Below are 21,543 nucleotides of genomic sequence, written 5' to 3'. Positions count from 1 at the left end.
GCTCACCCGCCGAACGGCGGCAGGGCCTCCTCGGCCCAGTCCTGGAGGATCGGGGCGAGCAGCGGCCAGCGCACGAACAGGCCGGGAGCCTGCCCACAGGTGCGGGCCGCCTGCCGCTCGGGCCACTCGGCGTCCCCCCACGGTGGCTCGACGAGCTGGGCGTTCGGGAGCGTTCGCGCGATCCGCTCCGACGTCTCGCGCCGGTGGTGGATGTCGCGCGTGCCGCTGCGGAACACCAGGGCCGGGACGTCGAGCGCGCGGGCGGCCGCGTTCGGCAGGCCGGGGACCAGTTCGGCGTCCGAGGGGGAGTAGGCCGCCAGCCAGCGTTCCATCGTCGCGATGAACTCCCGCGGATCCTGGTCGAGGAGGCGCTGCTCGTTGGCGGGGTTGCGGGCGAGGACCTCGGCCCATTCGGGCAGTGCGGCGACCTCGGCCATGCCGCCGTCCCAGGCCGCCCGGATCGAGCCGCCGCAGTAGTGCAGGCCGACGGACATCAGGCCGAAGACGCCGCCGCTGATCCACCACAGGGCGAGCCCGGCCGCGACGTCGCGGTGGCGGGCCGCGGTCAGCAGCGACACCCGGGAGCCCCCCGACCCGCCCGCGAGCACGGCCGGGGCCATGCCAAGCCGCCGCAGCAGTCCCGCCAGGACGTCCGCCTGCATCGCCGACTCCGAGGTCCCCGCGAAGCACACGTCGGACTCGCCGGTGTTGGGTCGGTCCCAGATCAGCACCCGGTTGCCGCGTTCTGCCAGCGCCTCGGCGAACTCCCGCAGGCCCGGGGCGTGCCTGCCGTCCCGGCCGCCGGGGGTGAGCACCCAGGGCCGACCCCGGCCGATCACGTCATAGCCGACCCGCAGGCCGTGCACGCTTGCCGTCGCCATGCCCCGAAGTTACTATCCCTAATGATGTTAGGGAATGCTCACTTACTAGGAGAGGCGGCGGCATGAGCCGGCAGGCGGTGATCGTCTCGGGGGCGCGGACGGCGGTCGGGACGGCGTTCCGGGGTTCGCTGGTCGACGTCGACGCGCTGGAGCTCGGCACGAAGGCGGTCGCCGAGGCGGTGCGGCGCTCGGGCATCCCGCCAGAGCTCTTCGACGACGTGGTGATGGGCGAGTCCCTCTACGGCGGTGGCGCCATCGGCCGCTACGCGGCGATCGAGGCGGGGCTGGTCAACGCCCCCGGCATCGCGCACAACCGGCACTGCGCCTCGGGGCTGTCCACCCTGCAGACCGCCGCGGCGTCGGTCATCGCCGGCATGGACCGCGTCGTCGTCGCCGGCGGCGTGCAGTCCAGCTCGACGATGCCCAGGACCGGCCGGCGCATCCCCGGCACCGACGACTGGGAGGAGGACTGGCTCGCGCCCAGCCACCGCGAGACGCCCGACGCCCCCATCCGCGACATGACCGTCACGGTCGGCTGGAACACCGCGGCCAAGGCCGGTCTCACCAGGGCGGAGATGGACGCCTGGGCGTACCGTTCGCACCGGCGGGCCGTCGCCGGGATCGACGACGGCAGCTTCGCGGAGGAGATCTTCCCGATCGAGGTGACCCGCCGCGACGGCACGGCCTGCACGTTCGCCGTCGACGAGCATCCCAAGCGGAACTCCACCCTGGACAAGCTCGCCTCGCTCAAGCCGCTGCATCCCGAGATCGAGGGTTTCAGCATCACTGCCGGCAACTCCGCCGGGGTGAACGACGGGGCCGCCGCGGTCGTCGTCACCGACCGGTCCTTCGCCGAGGAGGCCGGGCTGCGGCCGCTGGCCGTCGTCCGGTCGTGGGCCTCGGTCGGCGTGCCGCCCGCCGACACCGGTCTGGCGCCGCAGCGGGCCGTCCCGAAGGCGCTCGACCGCGCCGGGCTGTCGGTCGCGGACATCTCCCTGTGGGAGATCAACGAGGCGTTCGCCTCGGTGAGCGTCGCCGCGACCCGGGCGCTCGGGCTCGACGAGGACCGGGTGAACGTCCTGGGCAGCGGCTGCAGCCTGGGCCATCCGGTCGCGATGACCGGCACCCGGATGGTACTCACCCTCATCCACGAACTGCGCCGCCGCGGCGGAGGCTTCGCGGTGGCCGCGATGTGCGCGGGCGGCGGCATGGGCACGGCCGTGGTCCTGGAGGTGCCCGCCCCCTGACCTCGCCACCAGAGCGGCGTACGGCGTCAGCGGACGCCGAGGACCGTGGGCAGGCGCGGCTGCGGCCGCCTGCGTCACTGCCGGCGGCGGGCGGCCTCCAGAGGTGGGAAGAAGCCCTTCACGGTGCCCTCGCTGATCAGGGTCACCGCGCGGTGGCGGTCGAACCCCTTGCCGTGGTGGCTCTCCAGTGCGAGGACGAGCGCGATGCCCATCACCGCGCGGGCCGAGATGTCCGGCGATTCGAACGGGTAGCCGTAGCGGTCCTCGACCTCGCGCCAGGCCTCGGCCAGCCGGTCCATGGCGACCGTGAAGTCCTCCTGGTAGAAGCGGCGGGCCACCTGGGGGTCCCCGAACAGCACCAGGCCCAGCAGCGGGAGGATCTCCTCCAGCGTCGAGATGAGCTGCCGGTACAGGCCGGTCATCGTGCGCAGCTGGCGTTCGGGGGTGAGCGGCTGCTCCCGGTCGACGGCCGCGGTCGCGGCGACGAGATCGTCCACGGCCTGCTTGAGTGGCTCCACGACGGCCTCGTAGAACAGCTGGTCCTTGCTCTCGAAGTGCCGGTAGATCACGCCTTCGCTGATGCCGCTGTGCTCGGCGATCACTTTGATCGTCGTGCCGTTCATGTCGCCGGTCTCAGTGAACGCGCGCCGCGCGGCGGCCAGGATCGAGCTCTTGCGCGCCTCGGCGGTGAGCCGCCGGCGCGGCCGCGGCGCCTCCTCGGCGGGCCGCGCGGACGAAGCGGCCGGCTTGGTCATGAGCGTCTCCCGGCGACCGGACCCCGGCAGGAGCTAAGTGGGCACATACTTTCATACTAGACGGTGGGGAACCCCTCCCACGCCATGTCATCGCGGGTGTCTCCAGGGGGCGAGGACGGCCGCCACCGCACCGGGATCGGTCTTGGCGGCGGGCTCGCCGATGAGGCGGGCGCCCCGTTGGAGGCCGTTGGAGGTTGGAGCAGGAGCCCGGCGTGGGCCGCCGTCCTCCGCAGCGTACCGCCGGTGCGGTGATCGCGTCCGGCGCGAAGCCGGACGTGCTGCCGGGGGAGGGGAACGGAGTGGCGCGTCCACGCCATGGTGGGCGGACTGGCCCGGACGATCCCGCGGCCGCCCGGACGGTCGGCCGCTAACCGGCGATCTTCGCCCGCGCCGTGCGGGCGGCGACGAACTCGGCGAGCCGCTGATCGCCGCAGGCCCGCTCGAAGTCGTGGCGGCTCTTCTTGCCGTCATCGCCTGCGATGCTCATGGAGTCTCCACCGGGATCGCCCCCTCCGGGCAGGACCTGACGGCGTTCATCACGTTGGACTCCTGCCGGCGGGCATGGCGTTGATGTGGGCGCCCTCCTCGGCGATCCTGGCCGTGGCCGTGGCCGTGGCCGTGGCCGTGGCCGTGGCCGTGGCCGTGGCCCTGACCGCGTGCCGCGCCGGTGAGGACGGCGACCTTTCCCGCGACGCGCCTCATCGGGGGCGGCTCCCTCCCGGCGGGGGTGGGGCCGGCCTTCGGAAAGAACGCTCTTGATGAGCGACCGCTCACTTATTTAGTGTGGTTCCTGCCCCCGGGCGAGGAGGGCGGATGGAAGCACGGGACAGGCGGGCCGCGTCCGGCCTCGCCGGGCTGAGGTGCGGTGGCCCGGCCGAGCCGGGCCTCTGCACGGGTCCGCGCCTTCGTGACCGGCCGGCCGGGCCGATCGGCCGGTGCTCAGCCCAGGGGCGGCCACGGCGCCCGGACGGCCGCCGACGGCGCCCAGGACCCGATGAAGGCCGCCGCGGCCGGAACGATTCTTGCGCGCAGCTCGGCGGCGTCCTGCCGGATGTGCAGGTTGACGTTCATGCCGGAGTGGGCGGCCCGGGCCGCGAAGGCCAGCGAGTCGTCGAGCAGCGGATCGGTGCCCGCGGTCTGCACCTGCACCGGAGGAAGCCCGTGCAGGTTGCCCAGGAGCGGGCTCAGCAGCGGGTCGGTCCGTGGAGCGCCGCACGCGTACTCCGCGACGCGCCGCCGCAGCTCCGCTACGTCGAAGGCCGGGTTGGCGGCCGCGTTGAACAACAGGCTCTGCGCCTCCAGACGCAGGTCGAGCAGCGCCGAGACCAGGACCGCGCACTCGGGGAGCCGGGCCCCCTCGTCGCGCAACTGGAGCAGCAGCGCCGTGGCGAGCCCGGCGCCCGCCAGCGTGCCCACCACGATGACCGGACCCGCCGCGCGGCAGTGCTCGTAGGCGGCCCGGACATCCGCCAACGCAACGGGGAAGCGGGGCCGGTAACGGGCGCAGACCACCTCGGCCCCGGTCCTGACCGCGAGATGGCCGGCGAGGTCGAGCCCCGGTTCCGGCTCACCGGACAGGTGCCGGTCCCCGTGCAGGTGGAGGAGGACGATCCCCGACCCCTCCGGCGGCCGGACGGTCAGCCCCACCGCGTGCGCGTCCACGTGCAACTCACTCGCCACAGCGCACTCCCCACATCTGAAAGTGTGATTCTCGATAGAGGAGAATAGCATATTCGCAGTCTGATGTGCCCCTCCGGTAAAGGAGTTCCCCATGCCGCCGCGTGAGCCGTCGTCGGTCTTTCCGCCGTGGAAAAGGCGATCGAGAAACTCGGCCGGGTCGCGCAGAACGGCGCGCACGTGATTTCGGTGATCCCGGAGCCGGTGCCCGGATTCCGGGTTCGGTGTTTCCTCGTCCCGCCGGTCGCCGCATGAGGTGGGACACCATCCCCGAGATGGTGCTCTCCGCCGCCGATCGTTTCGGCGACGCCGAGGCGATCGTGGACGGGCCCGTCCGGCTCGGCTTCGCCGAACTGGCGGCCCGCGTCCGGAGCGCGGCCGGCGCGTTCGCGGCCGCGGGGGTCGGCAGAGGGGACCGGGTGGCGCTGTGCGCCCCGAACTCCGTCGAGTGGATCGTCGCGGCCTTCGGGCTGCTGACCGCCGGCGGAGTCCTGGTCCCGGTCGGCACCCGCTTGCGGGCGGAGGAGATCGCCGACGTCGTCGTGCGCAGCCGCACGAAGATGATGCTCGTCCGGCAGGGGTTCCTCGGCAGGCGGTACGGCGCGCCGTCCGGCGTCCCGGTGATCGACCTGACGGAGGGCTTCCTGGACGGCGGCGCGCCGTTCGAACGCACGGTGCGCGGTACGGACGTGGCCGACATCGTCTTCACGTCCGGGACGACCGGGCGGCCCAAGGGCGTGATGATGAACCACACTCAGACGCTGCGCAAGTACTCCGGCTGGGGCGACCTGGCCGGACTGCGGGAGGGCGACCGCTATCTGGTCGTCAGCCCGTTCTCCCACACGTTCGGCTATAAGGCCGGCTGCATTGCGGCACTGCTCAAGGGCGCCACGATCATCCCGGTGCCGGTCTTCGACACCGGCCGCGTCCTCGAAATGGTGGAACGCGAGCGGGTGACGATGCTGCCCGGACCACCCACCGTCTACCACGCGCTGCTGTCCGCCCCGGGCGACCGGTTCACCCGGGGCGGGCACGACGTGTCGTCGCTGCGGACGGCCGCCACCGGGGCCGCCGACATCCCCGTCGAGCTGATCCGCCGGATCGCGAGCGAGTTGCCGTTCGCCTCGGTGATGACGGCCTACGGGCTCACCGAGGCGGGGACCGTCACCTGCTCCCGCCCCGGCGACTCGTTCGAGGACATCGCCACGACGGTCGGCACCCCGTGCGAGGGCATGCAGGTGCGCATCGCCGACGACGGGGAGGTCCTGGTCCGTGGTTACTCGGTCATGCAGGGCTATCTGGACGACCCGGAGGCGACGGCCCAGGCGATCGACGCCGACGGCTGGCTGCACACCGGTGACCTCGGGTCGATGGACGAGCGGGGGCGCCTGCGGATCGTCGGCCGTAAGAAGGACATGTTCATCGTGGGCGGCTTCAACGCCTATCCGGCCGAGATCGAGGGCTTCCTGATGGAGCACCCGGCCGTCGTCCAGGCCGCCGTGATCGGCGTCCCGGACGAGCGGCTCGGTGAGGTGGGCAAGGCGTTCGTGGTGCGGCAGGGGCCGGTGTCGGTGGAGGAGCTGATCGCCTGGAGCCGTACGCGGATGGCCGGCTACAAGGTGCCCCGCCATGTGGAGTTCCTGGAGGAGCTGCCGCTTAACGCCACCGGAAAGGTGATGAAGGACCGCCTGCGTGGGGACTGGCCGCCGGCCTCCACCGAGTGAGGCCATCGCTCTCACCACGGACACCCAGGGGGTGGTGCGATCGCCGATGGCTTCTCCGAGGTCCAGTGCCCGAACGCGTGCTTGGGCCTTCGCAGAGCCGAGGAGCCCACCCGCTTCAAGACCGCCGCCGTCCGGCACTCGGACTGTTATGTGAGTGCTCACGAACTTGTGTTGATTCTTGCCGGTGGACCAGCTAGTTTCGCCTTCATCGAAGGAAGTGAGTGAGTACTCGCAAAGTTCTCTTCGGCGCGAAAGCCCTTCCCGCCCACCTCTGACCCAGCCGCCGAGGCTGCGACCCACCACCGGCCGATCGGGGACTGCACTGAGGAGGAACCCGCCCGTGAAACCCCAGAGAACTCTCGCCGCCCTGGTGGCGGTCGCCCTGCTGGCCACCGCGTGCGGCCGCGGTGGCTCCGGCGGTGAGGAGGAGGCACCGGCCGCGTCGGCCGCGGCCGCCGACTTCGGCGACCTCAAGGGCGTGTGCGGACCCGGCAAGCCGGCCGGTTCGCCCGCGCAGGGCGTCACCGCCACCGAGATCAACGTCGGCGTCTTCACCGACCAGGGCTTCGACAAGCGTCCCGACTACACCACCGCCGCGAAGGTGTTCACGTCCTGGTGCAACGAGGCGGGCGGCGTCAACGGCCGCAGGGTGGTCGCCAACACCCGCGACTCCAGGCTGATGGAGGTCCGCCAGCGGATGCTCGAATCCTGCCGGGAGGACTTCTTCATCGTCGGCGGCGCCTCCGCGCTCGACGGCATGGGCGTCAGGGACCGGCTGAACTGCCTGCTGCCGGAGTTCCCCGCCACCACGACCCAGGCCGAGAACAACGGCTCCGACCTGCAGATCTCACAGTGGGGCGGCTCGTCCTACAGCCGCTACACCGGCTACTTCACCTGGCTGCTCAAGGAGGCCTACCCCGGCTCGGCGAAGGCCGTCGGCAGCCTCGTGGGCGACTCCCCGGTGACCAAGGTCCTCGCCGAGCAGGTCAAGGAGACCCTCGAAGGGGTCGGCGGGAGGTTCGCCTACAGCGACCTCTACCCGGTCTCCGGCCTGGCGGACTGGACGCCGTACGCCCAGGCGATCAAGAGCAGGAACGTCAGGGGCCTGGTGTTCTACGGCAACCTCACCGAGCTGGCCAAGCTGGAACTGGCCCTGACGAACATCGGCTACCGGCTCGACTGGATCGACGCCAACGCCTACTCCTACGGCCCGGCGTTCCTCAAGCTCGCCGGCAGGGCGATCGGCTTCCAGAACAACCTGGCCGACCTCGGCGGGATCCACCCGCTGGAGAACGCCGCCGCCAACCCCGCGACCCGCCGGCTCATCGACCTGTTCGAGAAGTACGCGCCCGGAGCTCAGGTGACGCTGGGGACGATCCGTTCCTTCTCGGCGTTCCTGCTGTTCGCCAAGGCCGCCGCCGCCTGCGGGAACGACCTCACCCGCAGGTGCGTCTTCGAGGCCGGGCGCAGGGAGACGGCCTGGACCGCCGGCGGCCTCCAGGCCCCCGTCGACCTGAGCAAGCCCGACGCCCCGCTCGACTGCTTCAACGTCGAGCGGGCGACACCGCAGGGCTGGCGGCCCGCCGACTTCCGGCCCAACAAGGGCGCCTTCCGCTGCGGCGCCCCGGCGTACAGGCTGACCAGGTCGTACATCAAGCCGGTCACCCTCGCCGACGTCGGCAAGACCATGGCCGACCTGAAATAGCGGAGCCCGCCTTCGGGGCCGGACCCTGTCATGTCACGGACCTGCGCGATCCCGCCGCCGCGCTCAAGGAGCGGCGGCGGGATCGCGGGCCGGGCGGCAGGGGGTGAAAGGCCGGTCCGCCCGGATGCCGGTCGGCCCGTCCGCCCCCCCGCGCCGGCCGGGGCGGCCGCGGGTGTTTCGAGGACAGTTGAAGAACATTTGTGAAAGGCCCGTGCGCGGGACCTTCGCGGAATCATGTTCTTCTTTGGTTCCTGAATTGATGCCGTACCGCCGGACGACTACCGTTTGCGACGAGTGCGTCGATGCCGACATGGGCATATGAGCATATGCGCGAGGGGGAGAAGTCTCATGGCCACGCGAATCCTGGTGACCGGCGGCGCGGGCTTCATCGGCTCGCATTATGTGCGGTCCCTGCTGAAGGCACGCGATGACGTGTCGGTCACGGTTCTCGACAAGCTCACCTATGCAGGAAACCGTGCCAACCTGGGTCCGGTACGCGGCGAGCGGCGTTTTCGTTTCGTCCGGGGCGACATCTGCGATCCAGACGTCGTGGACGCCCTCGTCCGCGAGGCCGACCAGGTGGTGCACTTCGCCGCCGAGTCGCACGTCGACCGCTCGATCTATGACGCGGACCGTTTTCTGCGCACGAACATCCTGGGCACGCAGGTTCTGCTGGAGGCGGCGTTGCGGCACGAGTTGGAGCGTTTCGTGCACATCTCCACCGACGAGGTCTACGGCTCCCTGGAACGCGGCTCCTGGTCCGAAGCGGAGCCGGTGCGGCCCAACTCCCCCTATGCCGCATCCAAGGCGTCCAGCGACCTGATCGCGCTGTCCTACCACGCCACGCACGGGCTCGACGTGCGGGTGACGCGCTGCTGCAACAACTACGGCCCGTACCAGTTCCCCGAGAAGGTCATCCCGCTTTTCGTGACCAACCTGCTGACGGGCCGGAAGGCGCCCCTCTACGGGGACGGTTCCAACGTGCGCGAATGGCTGCACACCGACGACCACGTGCGCGCGGTCGAACTGGTCCGGACCAGGGGGGCGGCGGGGGAGATCTACAACATCGGCAGCGACACCGAGCTCACCAACCGGGAACTGACGGCCGTCCTGCTGGAAGGGTGCGGCGCCGGCTGGGACATGGTGGAAATGGTCGCGGACCGGCCAGGGCACGATCTGCGCTACTCGGTGGACTGGGCCAAGGCCCGTACCCAGCTGGGTTACTCTCCCCGCCGGGATTTCGCCGCGGGGATCGCCGAGACCATCGAATGGTACCGGCGCAACCGTGACTGGTGGGAGCCATTGAAGCGCGCAGCGTGATCTTCGCTGTTCGAGGATGCCGTGCCCCGATTAAGGTGCGCCCTTAACGGTCCGGTCACAAGACCGATTCGTGCCCCTGGGTGAGAGGGCCGGATTGGTTGCAATACTGTCCCTGAGCTTGACTCCTGACGCGCCTCGCCGTCGAGCGGTGAGTGAGGCGTGCGGCACGGGCGGTGAAAGGGGGCGGAGCTGACCAGCCGTGATCTCAGGGGCCGTACCGACCGCATGCAACAGACCAGGTCCTGTCCGTCCTGCTGGATCGCGCCCTCCCGCCATCACGTGGGCCACCCAGAAGGGACATCGATGAGTTCGACCGGACCGGTGCGCCACCCTCAATCCATATCCGCGGAGCGCGCCCAGGCATCCACCCATTCCCCGGTGAACGGCGCGGCCGTCCGCCACCCGCATGCCCAGAGCCGGCTTGGAGACTGGACGCCCGAGCACACGCCGGGCGTGGCCGAGGCCGTGGCTCCCCTCAGCCTGGGCGGAGGCGATCCGCTCCCGGGCGGCCGGACCGTCCGGCTGCTGGTGGTGTCCGGCTGCTCGGCCACCGAACAGGTGGTGCAGGACATGCGCTGGCACGGTTTCGACGCGCACGCCGCCCAGAGCGGGGCCACGACCCTGGAGGAGTACGCGGGCTACGACGTGATCCTCCTGGACATCGAGCTGCCCGACATCGACGGCCTGGCGGTGTGCCGCGCCATCCGCAGCGCCAGTGACGTCCCCATCGTGGGGTTCGTCTCCGAGTCCTCGGAACTGGACCGGGTGCTGTGCCTGGAGGCCGGCTGCGACGACTGCATCGAGAAGCCCTACCGCTCGCGTGAGCTGGTGGCGCGCATCAACGCCATCCTGCGCCGGGTGCACGGCGGCCCGGCCCGGGAGGACCCGGCCGAGGAGCCCCGCAGGCTGCGCCACGGCCCGCTGCTGATCGATCCGGTCGCCCGTGAGGTGCGCGTGGACGGGCGGCCGGTCGACATGACGCGCAAGGAGTTCGACCTGCTGTATCTGCTGGCCGCCGACCCGGAGAAGGTGTTCACCAGGGAGGAGCTGATGATCCGGGTCTGGGAGCACCCCGACGGCGCGGAGATCAGCCCCCGGGCCAGCAGGACGATCGACACGCACGTCAGCAGCCTGCGCAGCAAGCTGGGCGGCGGGGGATGGATCATCGCCATCCGGGGCGTCGGATTCCGCTTCCGCGGGCCCGGCTCCGCGGACTGAGCCCCGGCGGTCGACGAGGACGGCCGGGGAGAACGACCGACGAGAAAAGGCGGGCGGCCGGCCGAGGACATCCCCGGACGGCCGCCCGCCGTCACCCGAACCGCCGCCCCGCCGTCACCCGAACCGCCATCGGGTCTGCGCGAACTCCCCCTTGGCGAAGCCGAACGCCACCTTCGGCGCCATCGAGTAGGCCCACGCCTTCCCGGCCGTGCCGACGAGGACGTCGTCGCCGACCGTGAAATGCCACTGCTCGGGGTACTTGGCCCGATAGGCGGCGGCGACACGCGCCAGCTCGTCGGTACGGGTCACCCGGGTCGCCTCCGCCTCGACCACGATGTCGAGGCCCCGGTGCAGGTGGTTGCACCCCGTCATCAGGATGCAGCGCGGGTCGAGTTCCAGATTGCGGACCTTGCGTTCCCCGGGGGTCGAGCAGAAGTACAGGCGGTCGTCGTGCCACACCGCCACCAGAGGGGTCGTGTGCGGGCTCCCGTCCGGGCGGAGGGTGGTCAGCCAGTACAGCTCCGCCTCCGCCAGGAGCCTGCGCGCCTCGGACCAGGGCGCGGCCGAGGCGTCCGGCACGCTGAACCTGGGATCCAACTCGACATCGAAGGGTTCCTTGCCCATCGGGCCCATCGGTATCTCCTCCCGACTCATGGCGATCGTGCGCCGCGCCGCCGCCGGGCCGCTCATGCCGGCCGCTCCAGCGACGACAGCGCCAGCTCGAAGATCTCCTCGTCCCGCCGCTCCCCGCGGACCAGGGCCGGGTACGCCGCGATGATGCGCTCGGCCTCCGTCACCTGGTCGTAGCGATCGCACAGCCGGTCCAGCGCCCGCTCCTGCCATCGGTACCGCTCCACGACCTCGTGGTAGGGGACGCGCGTGAACGCGACCATCTGGTACAGCGGCACGAAGCAGGCCGGGTGGCGGCGGTGCAGTTTGCGTTCCAGGTCCCTGCGGGCGTGGTAGCGCTCCTGCCCGACCCCGGAGCTGAGATCCTCCAGGTTCGCCAGGGACAGCTCGGTGATCGCGTGGCCGGCGGGCACGCGCAGTTCGCTGAACTCGGCGATCGCCGGGCGGACGGCCGCGCGCGGATCACCGGTCGTGCGCCGGTGCCGGTCGTACAGCGAGCACAGCACTGCGACGTCCTCGAAGCTGCAGTTGATGCCCTGCCCGTAGAACGGTACGAGCGTGTGCGCGGCGTCGCCGAGCAGCACGGCGCGCTCGTGGTGGTATGGGGCGCACCTGACGAGTTTCAGTTGTGCGGGCCGCACGTCGTGCACCTCCTCGGCCAGCCGCGGCAGCGCGGGGGCGATGTCGGGGAAGTCCCGCGCGAACAGCCCCCGCACCGCCTCCCGATCCCGCAGCCCCCGGAACCGCAGGTTTGCGCCGGCCCGCTCCAGCGGCATGAACAGCGTCGTGGTGAAGGTGCCGTCCAGATTCGGCTGGGCCTGCAGGAAGTAGTCACCGCGCGGCCACAGGTGCATCCCGGGGCGGCGGCCGTCGATCCTGCGCGGGTCACCGAGCCGCCAGCGCATCGCCCGCTCGTCGTGGACGTCGGTCCCTATCTCGACATGCCCGTGCGGGATGTACTCCTGGGAGATGCGCATGCGGGCGCCGGACTTGGACAGCTCGTGCCGTACCAGGCTGTTGGCGCCGTCGCAGCCGGCCAGCAGGTCGCCGCGGGCACGGGACACGCCGCCCGCGGAGGTGACGAACGTCGCCTCCGCGCGCCTGGCGTCGGCGGCGACGCAGGTGTGCCCGTAGTGCACGCGCGCACCCTCCGCGACGGCCTGTTCGAGCAGGATCCGGTGCAGCGCCGAACGCGGGATCGACAGCAGGTGGTGGTGCTGTTCGACACCGTACGGCTGGTACGTCACCGAGCCGTCCCGCCGGTGGACGATCCGCTGCGGCAGTTTCACCCCCGCCGCGTAGATCGCCTCCCGCTGCCGCCGTCCCAGGCAGCTCAGGCCGCGGTAGGTGAGGGTCAGGTTGAACGAGCGTCCCCTCACCTCGGGGCCCTGGCCGGGAGGGCCGTTCCGCTCGTAGAGGTCGACGTCGAAACCCCGGCGGCGCAGTTCGGCCGCCAGCAGGCATCCCATGGGCCCGGCTCCGACGATGATCGCCCGGAGCGGGCGGTTGGCTTCAGGCACGTTGTGGTCCTTTCGCGTCACCGTGCGGCGGAGGCCGGTGAGCCCGGCGCGGCGGGCAGCTCACCGGCCGCACGGAAGTGGCGGATCATCGAGGCGACCCACGCCGCGTCGGCCTCGGGGAAGTCCATGCCGACCGAGCGCAGTACGTCGCCGGTGGCCGTGTTGGCGTACACGTGGTCGCCCAGTTCCATCGCGCCCTCCCTGAACAGGGGGACCAGGGCGGCGAGCGAGCGCCCGTCGTCCCCGCCGTCGGCGGCGAGCGCGTCCAGCCAGGCGTCGGCCGGCACCGTCCGCAGCGCGTACCCCTGGCCGCGGATCACCTCGAACACCGTGCTCCAGTCCAGGCCCCGCGGGTGGAACACGTGCAGGGTCCGGTTCTCGGCCCGCGGCGTGCGCGACAGGCCGGTCACCATGTCGGCGACGACGTCGGCGGGCAGCAGGTCCACCGGGCGCCCGGGGTCGTCGGGAGCCAGGCCGAGCCGGACGAAGCTCTTGAGCTGCAGCCAGAAGAAGTCGTCGGCACGGCAGGCGCCGGTGACCGAGTCCCCGCCGACGCGGCCGATCCGGTAGACCGTCACCGGCACGCCGCGTTCCCGGGCCGCCAGGGCCAGCCGTTCGGCGACCCACTTGCTCTGCGCGTAGCCGATGCCCAGCCCGCGCGGCTCGTCCGGGACGCTGTCCTCGGTGATGACGCCCGCCGCCCGCCGTGGCGAGAACACCGCGAGCGTGGAGGTGTAGTGGAGCGGTTTCAGCACCCGTTCGGCGCAGAACTCCACGATCCGCACGAAGCCGTCCACGTTGGCGGGCTTCACCGACGCGTACGGCGCGGCGAAGTTGATGTGCGCGGCGGTGTGGTGGACGGCGTCGATCCGCCCGGCCAGGGCGGCGTACCGCCGCGCGTCCATGCCGAATCGCTCCCGGGTCAGGTCGCCGGGCACCACATGGACGCGGGACAGGTCCAGGTGGTCGGCCAGCAGGTAGCGGCGCGCGTTCGCCATGATCCGCTCCCGGGCCTGCCGTTCGTCCTCGGCCCGCACCAGGCAGTGCACGACGCAGCCGGCCGCCAGCAGCGAGCGCAGCAGGTAGCCGCCGAGGAACCCGGTCGCTCCGGTGAGCAGCACGTGGCGGACGCCGTCGGCCGGCGCGGCGCGCTCCACGCCCGCCGTGGTGATGCGCGCGGGCAGGCGCGCGTCGCCGCGCAGCACGGAGGCCAGGTCGTCGTCGGTCCGCCCGGCCCCGCCGTCCGTCCGGGCCCGCTGGACGCAGTCCGCCATGCCCGCCACGGTCGGCGTGCTGAGCAGCGTGCGCAGCGGGACGTCGATCCCGAACTCCTCCCGGAGCGCCTGCGACAGGCCGACGGCCAGCACCGAGTGGCCGCCGAGCGCGAAGAAGTCGTCGTCGAGCCCGATGTCGCCGTGCCCCAGCAGGCCAGCCCAGATGTCGCGGATACGGCGCTGCGTCGGGGACGATGCGGCCGTGCCGGGCGCGGAGGACGGCGCGGAGCCGCCCCCGGGCTCGGGCGGGTCCGGCAGGGCCCGGCGGTCGATCTTGCCGGACGGCGTCGTCGGTAGCGCGTCCAGATGCACGAAACGCCAGGGGACCATGTAGTCGGGCAGCACCGCGCCCAGCCGGCGCCGCAGCTCGGCCTCGGGTACGCGGCGGGCCGCGACCAGGTAGGCCACCAGCCGCCGGTCCCCGGGGCCGCACTCCACCGCGACCACCGCCGAGGCGTCCACGAAGCCCAGGTCGTTGAGGGCGGCCTCGATCTCGGCCGGTTCAATGCGGTAGCCGCGTATCTTGACCTGGTCGTCGGCGCGCCCCAGGTAGGTGAAGACCCCGTCGGCGCTCTGGCGGACCAGGTCGCCGGTCCGGTACAGGCGAGCGCCGGGAGCCCGGTCGAACGGGTCGGCGGCGAACCGGGCGCGCGTCTGCTCGGGCAGCCCGTTGTAGCCGGGTGACAGGATCGGCCCGCCGACGTACAGCTCGCCGGACACCCCGGGTGGAACGGGCCGTCCCCGCTCGTCCAGGACCAGCAACCGTACGTTGGGCACCGTACGGCCGATCGGCGGGGCCTCCGGCCAGCTCCACGGGTCGTCCGGGAGCCGGTGCGCCGTGCACAGGTGGCTCTCCGAGGGGCCGTAGATGTTCAGCAGCGCGGCGTCGGTGCAGGCGGCGAACATCTCCCGTAGCTGCGGCGTGACCACCAGCTGCTCCCCGGTCGTGTAGACCTCGACCAGGTGACGCAGCGGCGTCCGGTCCCGGGCGACGATCGTCGCGATCTGGTGCAGCGCGATGTAGGGCAGGTACAGGCGCGCGATGCGCCGCTCGTCGACGAACGCCACGAGCCGGTGCAGGTCGGTGCGCAGCTCGGCGTCGGCCGGCACCAGCGTCCCGCCGGCGCACAGCGTGCCGAAGATCTCCTGGGCCGAGACGTCGAAGGACAGCGACATGTACTGCAGCGTCCGCGCGTCGGCGTGCGGGCCGGAGAGGTCGCGCTGGCGGTGCACCAGGTTGGCGATGGTGACGTCGTTGATGACCACCCCCTTGGGCCGGCCCGTGGACCCCGAGGTGTAGATGAGGTAGATCTCGTCGCCGGGCGACTTGCCGGTGGACAGGTCGTCGCCCGGCAGGGACCGGGCGGCGGGCAGTTCCGCGTCCAGGTCGAAGACCGCGGCGCCCGGCGGGACGCGGCAGGCCGGAGCGCCCCGCGTGACGACCAGCCCGGCCCGCGAGTCGGCGAGCATGAACTCGATCCGGTCGCGCGGGTAGGCGGGATCCACGGGAACGTAGCAGGCCCCGGTCTTCAGCACCGCCAGCAGGCCGACGATCGTCTCCAGGCCGCGGTCCAGGAAGAGGGCGACGCGGGTCCCCACGCCGGCACCGCGCGCTCGCAGCGCCCTGGCCAGCCGGTTGGCCTGCTCGTTCAGCTCCCGGTAGGTCAGGGTGCGGTCCGCGAACTCCACCGCGACGCGGTCGGGGGTACGGCGGACCTGCCGCTCGAACAGGGCGGCGACCGTCTCCCGCACCGCCTTGTCGTCGCGCTCGGTACGCCAGGCGGCGAGCAGGTCCCGCTCCTCCGTCTCGGTGAGCAGCGGCAGGTCGGCGACGGCGGCGTCGGGGTCGGGGTCGGGGTCGGCGAGCATGCCCCGCAACAGCGTGCCGAACCGCCGCGCGAAGGCCCGCACGGTCTGGGGCCGGAACAGGGCGGTGTCGTACTCGAAACAGGCGTCCAGCCGATCCTCGTGCTCCTCCAGGATGAGCACCAGGTCGTACTTGGCGGCCCCGCCGAGGTGCCGCCAGGCGTCCACGTCCAGGCCCAGGCGCCGGTACCGCGCCCCGCCCTTGGGGATCAGCGTGACCATGGTCTGGAAGATCGGCGCGTGGCCGGTGCTGCGCCCCGGGTTCACGGCCTCGACGACCTTCTCGAACGCCGGGGCCCGGTGCCGCATCGAGGTGACGACCTCGTCCTTCACCTGGGCGAGCAGCTCCCGCACCGTCAGGTCACCGGACACCCGGTGCCGCAGCACCACCGTGTTGACCAGGTGCCCGATCAACGACTGGGCCTCGGCGCGGTCGCGCAGCGAGGCGGGCACGCCGACCAGCAGGTCCTGCTGGCCGGTGTGCCGGTGCAGGAAGACCGCGTAGGCGGCCAGCAGCAGCATCAACGGCGTGACGCCCTCCTGCCGCGCCCGGGCCCGCAGGTCACGGGCGGTCTCGGCGGTCAGGGGGACGGGCTCGTCCGCGCCCTGGAAGGACTGCACCGGCGGCCGGGGCGCGTCCAGCGGCAGCGCCAGCAGCGGCGGTGCCCCGGCGAGCTTGTCCTTCCAGTAGGCGAGCGACTTGTCGTAGGCCGGGCCGCTGAGCCGTTCACCGTGCCAGTCCTGGAAGTCGCGGAACTGCCGGGCGGGCGATCCGGCCCCGGGCGGGCGGCCCGCGGCCAGGTCCTGGTAGGCCGTCAGCCACTCGGTCAGGAAGATGTCCCAGGACAGCCCGTCGAACACGGCGTGGTGGACGTTGACCAGCAGCCGGGTCTCGTCGCGCCCGGTGTCCACGCACAGCGCCCTGAGCAGCGGCCCCTCGCCCAGGTCGAACCGGGTGCCCGCCAGCTCGCGTTCGAGCCGGGCCAGATCGGCGTCGTCGCGGGCGCGCACGGCCTGCCACCACGTGCGGGGCTCGGCGTGGATGTGCTGCATGACGGTGTCCCCGGCCAGCGCGAACGTGGTGCGCAGGCTCTCGTGCCGGGCGACGACGTGGCGCAGCGCGCGCCGCAGCAGGGCCGCGTCCAGCCGCGAGCGGACCGTCAGCGAGATCGGCGAGTTGTAGACCGTCGCATCGGTGGCGTACTGGTCGACGAACCAGATCCCGGCCTGGCTGTCGGAGGCCGGGCGGCGGATCGTCTCCGCGGCGGGAGCCGCGGGCTCCGCAGCGGCCGCGCGGTCGGCGACCAGATGGTCGTTCATTAGCGGGCTCCTCTCGATCGGGCCGGTGTGGGCGGTCGCGCGGCGCGGGGGCCGGGACCGTTCAGCGGCCCGGCGCGGCCGTCGCGCCGTCGCGCACCGCCTCGATGTGGCGGGCCAGCGCCTCGGGGCTGTCGTGCTGGAAGACGTCCTCGGCCTGGACGGCGGCGCCGAGCGCCCGCTGCAGGCCGGCCGCGAGCTGGATGAAGTGGAGCGAGGTGCCGCCCGCGGCCAGGAACGAGTCGGTGACGCCGAAGTCGGTGACGCCGGCGATGTCGCGGAAGAGCCCGGCGACGACCGAGGCCAGCGGATCGGCGACGGCCGCCGTGCCCGCCGTGTCCGCCGTCGCGGCCGGTGCCGGTCCGGCGTCGCGGTCCGGCTCCCGTAGTGCCCTGCGGTCGAGCTTGCCGTTGACGTTCACTGGCAGCTCGGCCAGGTGGTGGAAACGGACCGGGTGCATGTAGTCGGGCAGCCGGTCCCGCAGCCCGGCCAGCAGGTCGCCGACGGCCAGCGGCGCGCCGGTGCGGGTGGTGTAGAAGGCCACCAGCTCCCGGGCGTTGTCGGCGGCGTCGACCGCGGTGACCGCGGCCTGGTCCACCGCCTCGATCCGCTTGATCGCCAGCTCGACCTCCCGGGTCTCCACCCGGTGGCCCCGGATCTTGACCATCTGGTCGGTGCGGCCCACCAGGACGATCTCCCCGGCGGGGGTCTGCCGCGCCAGGTCGCCGGTGCGCAGCAGCAGCGCCCCGGGCCGCTCGGGGTCGGCGGCGAACTTGCGCGCGGCCGGCTCGGACCGGTCGAGGTAGCCCTGGGCCACTCCCGCGCCGCCCAGGCACATCTCACCCACCTCGCCGACCGGCCTGGGCCGCAGGTCCTCGCCCAGCACCCGCATCGTCACCCCCGGCAGCGGCCGGCCCACCGGGACGGCGCCGCCCTGGTCGAGCTCCTCGGGGGTGACCCGGTGCACCGCCGTCAGCGCCGAGTTCTCGGTGCAGCCGAACGCGTTGTAGACGGTGGCGTCGGTGGCCGCCAGCGCCTTGGCCAGGTGCGGCGGGGAGGGGAACTCGCCGCTCACGATGATCACGCGAACCCGGCGCAGCGCGTCGCAGTGGCCGGTCACCAGCAGGTTGAACAGGCCGCACGGCAGGTTGAGGAAGGTGATCCCGCGATCGACGATCGTGCGGGCCAGCTCGGGCAGGGCGGGCAGCCCCGGCGGGGGGACCACCAGCCGGGCGCCGTGCAGCAGGCTCAGCCAGATGTCGGTCGTGGACGCGGCGAAGGAGACGGCCGCCAGCTGGAGGAAGGCGTCCCCGGGCTCGACGGTGACCTCGCCGGTGTGCTGGGCGACGCGGGAGATGCCGCGGTGCGCGATCCGCACTCCCTTGGGCCGTCCGGTCGATCCCGAGGTGAACAGGATGAAGGCGGTGCTCTCCGGGTCCACCTCCAGGGCGAGGTTCTCCTCCTCCAGCCCGGCGCTCTCCTCGATGAGAGCGGCGGCCTCCAGTGCGGGGACCGTCGTCTCCAGGTCGTCGTCCCTGTCCCGGACGACCAGCGAGGCCGCGGCCTCCTCCAGGACGGCCTGGCGGACGGCCACGGGGTGTGACGGGTTGAGCGGCACCACGCACGCCCCGGCCTTGAGCAGCGCGAGCAGCACGACGTACAGCTCGGGGGAGCGGACCATGTGCAGGGCGACGCGGGTCTGCGCGTCGACTCCGTGCTGCCGCAGACGGCGGGCCACGCGGTTGGCCCTCGCGTTCAGCTCCCGGTAGCCGAGGACGGTGTCCCCGTACTCCAGGGCGGTCCGGTCGCCCGCCTCCCTGACCGCCTCCTCGAAGGCGGCGGGCAGGCTCAGGACTCCTTCCAGATCATGCTGGATGGGCATGCTTTCCTCCTTGAACGGCCTTGGGCGGTCTTGAACGGCCTTGGGCGGCGCCGTCCGGGTGACGGCCCCGGGTGTACGGACAGGCGGGCTTGGGTGAGGAACGGGCATACGCGACAGGCCCCCGGAGTCACTCCAGGGGCCTGTCGGTCCGGCGGGGCGTTACGCGTCCGAGAGCCGGCTCTTGGCGGGCAGCGATCGGCGCAGGTACTCGGCGGTGTGCGTGTCCGCCGAGCGCGCCATCTCCTCGGGCGTCCCGGCGAACACGATCTCACCGCCGTGCTCGCCCGCGTCCGGGCCGATGTCGATGACCCAGTCGGCGTGCTTGACCACGTCCAGGTCGTGTTCGATCACCACGACGGTGTTGCCGTCGTCGACGAGCCGGTCCAGCAGGCCCAGCAGGTTGCGCACGTCGGCCATGTGCAGCCCGGTGGTGGGCTCGTCGAAGACGTACACGCTGCCCCGCTCGTGCAGCCGGTGGGCCAGCTTGATGCGCTGCCGTTCCCCGCCGGACAGCATCGACAGCGGACGGCCGAGGGTCAGGTAGCCCAGCCCCACCTCCTGCAACGGGACCAGCCGCCGGCAGATGGCGCGGTCGGTGAAGTAGTCCAGCGCCTCCTCCACGGTCAGGTCGAGGACCTCGACCACGTTCTTGCCGTCGAGCTTGTAGCCCAGCACCTCGTCCCGGTAGCGGCGGCCCTCGCACACCTCGCAGACGGTGGTGACGGGGTCCATGAACGCCAGGTCCATGGTCACGGTGCCGCGCCCCTGGCACTCTGGGCATGCGCCCTTGGAGTTGAAGCTGAACAGGCCCGCGTCCACGCCGTGCTCCTGGGCGAACAGCTTGCGGACCGGATCCCAGATGCCGGTGTAGGTGGCGGGCGTGGAACGCGGCGAGATCCCGACGGCCGACTGGTCGAGGATGATGGCCTCGGGATGCTCGGCGGCGAACACCCGCGAGATGAGCGTGCTCTTGCCCGATCCGGCCACCCCGGTGATCGCGGTGAGCACTCCGGTGGGGATGTCGACGGTGACGTCCTTGAGGTTGTGCAGCGTGGCCTTCCGCACGGTCAGCGCGCCCGTCGGCGACCGGAACGCGGCCTTGACGTCGGGCGGCTCGCGGTAGTGCCGTCCGGTGCGGGTGTCGCTGCGCTTCAGCTGCCCGATCGTGCCCTCGAAGACGATGGCGCCGCCGTGGACGCCCGACCCGGGGCCGATGTCCACCACGTGGTCGGCGATGGCGATGACGTCCCGGTCGTGCTCGACGATCAGCACCGTGTTGCCCTTGTCCCGCAACGCGATCAGCAGCTGGTTGAGCCGGTCGACGTCGCGCGCGTGCAGGCCGACGCTGGGCTCGTCGAAGATGTAGGTCACCCCGGTCAGGCTGCTGCCGAGGTGGCGCACCGTCTTCAGCCGCTGGCCCTCGCCGCCCGACAGGGTCCGGGTGGGCCGGTCCAGGGTCAGGTAGCCCAGCCCCACCGCCTCGATGCGGCGCAGCGCCGCCAGCGCCGAGGGGACGACGGCCGAGGCGGCCGGGCCCTCGACCCGGCACAGCTCCTCGATGAGGTCGCCGATCTCCATCGCGCAGTAGTCGGCGATGTTGCGGCCGCGGATGCGGGAGTCCAGCGCCGCCCGGTTGAGCCGGGCCCCTTCGCACTCCGGGCAGGTCCGCTCCGACACGACCTTCTCGACGTGCTTGCGGTCACGGTCCTTCAGCGACTCCAGCCCGGGCTTGACGTAGCGCCGGGTGAACCTGTCCACCAGGCCCTCGTAGTCGTTGATGGCCACCTTGCCGAGGTCGTCGGGGCGCTTGGTCTGGAACCCGCTCCCGTACAGCAGCAGGTCCAGCTCCTTGTCGGTGTACTCGCCGATGGGCTTGTCGGCGTCGAAGAGACGCTCGCCGTACTCGTCCACGTCCTGCTTGGGGTCGTACCGGCTGACCTCGGCGTAGCGCTTCCAGTAGTTGGTCCCCGGGGCGAACGCCGGGTGGCGGATGGCGCCCTCGTTCAGCGACTTGTCCTCGTCCAGCAGTTTGCCGACGTCGAGTTGCAGAGTGCTGCCGAGGCCCTCACAGGCCGGGCACATGCCCTGCGGGTCGTTGAACGAGTACATGTGCGAGAACCCGGCGCTGGGCTCGCCGTACCGGGAGAACAGCACCCGCAGGATGGGGTGGACCTCGGTCATCGTCCCCACCGTCGAACGCGAGCCGCCGCCGACCGGCTTCTGGTCGACGATGATGGCCGGCGTGAGGTTCTCGATGAAGTCGAACTTCGGGCGCTCGTAGCGGGGCAGCCGGTTGCGGACGAACCAGGGGAACACCTCGTTGAGCTGACGTTGGGACTCCACGGCGATGGTGTCGAAGACGATCGAGGACTTGCCCGATCCGGACACCCCGGTGACGACCGTGACCCTGCCCAGGGGGATGCGCACGGTCAGGCCCTTGAGGTTGTTCTCCCGGGCCCCGGACACCACCATGTACCCGCTGTTGTTGTTACTGGCGGTGGTCACTTTCCTCCTTCCTCCTCCCGAC

14 protein-coding genes are annotated in these 21,543 nt (G+C 72.0%); 6 read left to right on the top strand and 8 right to left on the bottom strand.

What is annotated here, in order from left to right; all coding sequences use genetic code 11:
• Positions 1 to 2 precede the first annotated feature (2 nt).
• A complete protein-coding gene (locus tag C4U03_RS28590; protein WP_103941996.1) occupies positions 3 to 881 on the bottom strand; it encodes an alpha/beta fold hydrolase in 879 nt (292 codons plus the stop codon).
• Between the two features lie 62 nt (positions 882 to 943).
• On the opposite strand from C4U03_RS28590, the gene C4U03_RS28585 reads away from it, so the two are divergent.
• Positions 944 to 2,128 (top strand): thiolase family protein, encoded by a 1,185-nt coding sequence (locus C4U03_RS28585; protein ID WP_103941995.1) that lies wholly within the window; start codon positions 944 to 946, stop codon positions 2,126 to 2,128.
• 74 nt (positions 2,129 to 2,202) lie between these two features.
• On the opposite strand, the gene C4U03_RS28580 is transcribed toward C4U03_RS28585, so the two are convergent.
• Together C4U03_RS28580 and C4U03_RS28570 are read right to left on the bottom strand one after the other, a co-directional pair.
• Entirely contained in the window at positions 2,203 to 2,883 is a 681-nt protein-coding gene (locus C4U03_RS28580; RefSeq protein ID WP_103941993.1) for a TetR/AcrR family transcriptional regulator, read from the bottom strand.
• A 939-nt stretch (positions 2,884 to 3,822) separates the two neighbouring features.
• Positions 3,823 to 4,563, bottom strand: coding sequence for an alpha/beta hydrolase fold domain-containing protein (locus C4U03_RS28570; RefSeq protein WP_200827538.1), 741 nt, complete (start codon positions 4,561 to 4,563; stop codon positions 3,823 to 3,825).
• 126 nt (positions 4,564 to 4,689) lie between these two features.
• Here C4U03_RS28570 and C4U03_RS42635 point away from each other — a divergent pair, with 126 nt between their 5' ends.
• The 5 genes from C4U03_RS42635 to C4U03_RS28550 all read left to right on the top strand — a co-directional run bounded on the left by C4U03_RS42635 (position 4,690) and on the right by C4U03_RS28550 (position 10,527).
• The gene (locus C4U03_RS42635) at positions 4,690 to 4,815 is read left to right on the top strand and encodes a hypothetical protein (protein WP_268817548.1); all 126 of its coding nucleotides are present in this window, start codon (positions 4,690 to 4,692) and stop codon (positions 4,813 to 4,815) included.
• Positions 4,812 to 6,284, top strand: coding sequence for a FadD3 family acyl-CoA ligase (locus tag C4U03_RS28565; protein WP_103941988.1), 1,473 nt, complete (start codon positions 4,812 to 4,814; stop codon positions 6,282 to 6,284). Before C4U03_RS42635 ends, C4U03_RS28565 begins: the two co-directional genes overlap by 4 nt.
• Positions 6,285 to 6,624: 340 nt before the next feature.
• On the top strand, positions 6,625 to 7,989 hold the full coding sequence (locus tag C4U03_RS28560; RefSeq protein WP_103941986.1) for an ABC transporter substrate-binding protein: 1,365 nt from the start codon (positions 6,625 to 6,627) through the stop codon (positions 7,987 to 7,989).
• 348 nt (positions 7,990 to 8,337) lie between these two features.
• Positions 8,338 to 9,309, top strand: a complete 972-nt coding sequence (rfbB, locus tag C4U03_RS28555) for a dTDP-glucose 4,6-dehydratase (RefSeq protein WP_103941984.1) — start codon at positions 8,338 to 8,340, stop codon at positions 9,307 to 9,309.
• Positions 9,310 to 9,687: 378 nt separating this feature from the next.
• Entirely contained in the window at positions 9,688 to 10,527 is an 840-nt protein-coding gene (locus C4U03_RS28550) for a response regulator transcription factor (RefSeq protein ID WP_235018225.1), read from the top strand.
• Positions 10,528 to 10,641: 114 nt separating this feature from the next.
• Here the strand turns inward: C4U03_RS28550 and C4U03_RS28545 are convergent, their stop codons facing one another.
• The 5 genes from C4U03_RS28545 to C4U03_RS28525 form a co-directional block, all read right to left on the bottom strand.
• Positions 10,642 to 11,160, bottom strand: a complete 519-nt coding sequence (locus C4U03_RS28545; RefSeq protein ID WP_235018224.1) for a pyridoxamine 5'-phosphate oxidase family protein — start codon at positions 11,158 to 11,160, stop codon at positions 10,642 to 10,644.
• A gap of 53 nt (positions 11,161 to 11,213) precedes the next feature.
• Positions 11,214 to 12,677, bottom strand: coding sequence for an FAD-dependent oxidoreductase (locus C4U03_RS28540; RefSeq protein ID WP_103941982.1), 1,464 nt, complete (start codon positions 12,675 to 12,677; stop codon positions 11,214 to 11,216).
• Positions 12,678 to 12,694: 17 nt separating this feature from the next.
• Positions 12,695 to 17,137 carry a non-ribosomal peptide synthetase family protein gene (locus C4U03_RS28535; protein WP_103941980.1) on the bottom strand — a complete coding sequence of 1,481 codons (4,443 nt, stop codon included), beginning with the start codon at positions 17,135 to 17,137 and terminating at the stop codon, positions 12,695 to 12,697.
• A 61-nt stretch (positions 17,138 to 17,198) separates the two neighbouring features.
• Positions 17,199 to 19,016, bottom strand: coding sequence for a non-ribosomal peptide synthetase (locus tag C4U03_RS28530; RefSeq protein ID WP_160147131.1), 1,818 nt, complete (start codon positions 19,014 to 19,016; stop codon positions 17,199 to 17,201).
• Between the two features lie 159 nt (positions 19,017 to 19,175).
• Entirely contained in the window at positions 19,176 to 21,521 is a 2,346-nt protein-coding gene (locus C4U03_RS28525; RefSeq protein WP_327373848.1) for an excinuclease ABC subunit UvrA, read from the bottom strand.
• Positions 21,522 to 21,543 lie beyond the last annotated feature (22 nt).

The organism is Thermomonospora echinospora, assembly GCF_900108175.1.
GTDB classification, from domain to species: Bacteria; Actinomycetota; Actinomycetes; order Streptosporangiales; family Streptosporangiaceae; genus Thermomonospora; species Thermomonospora echinospora.
This window is presented reverse-complemented; position numbering and strand designations above follow the sequence as displayed.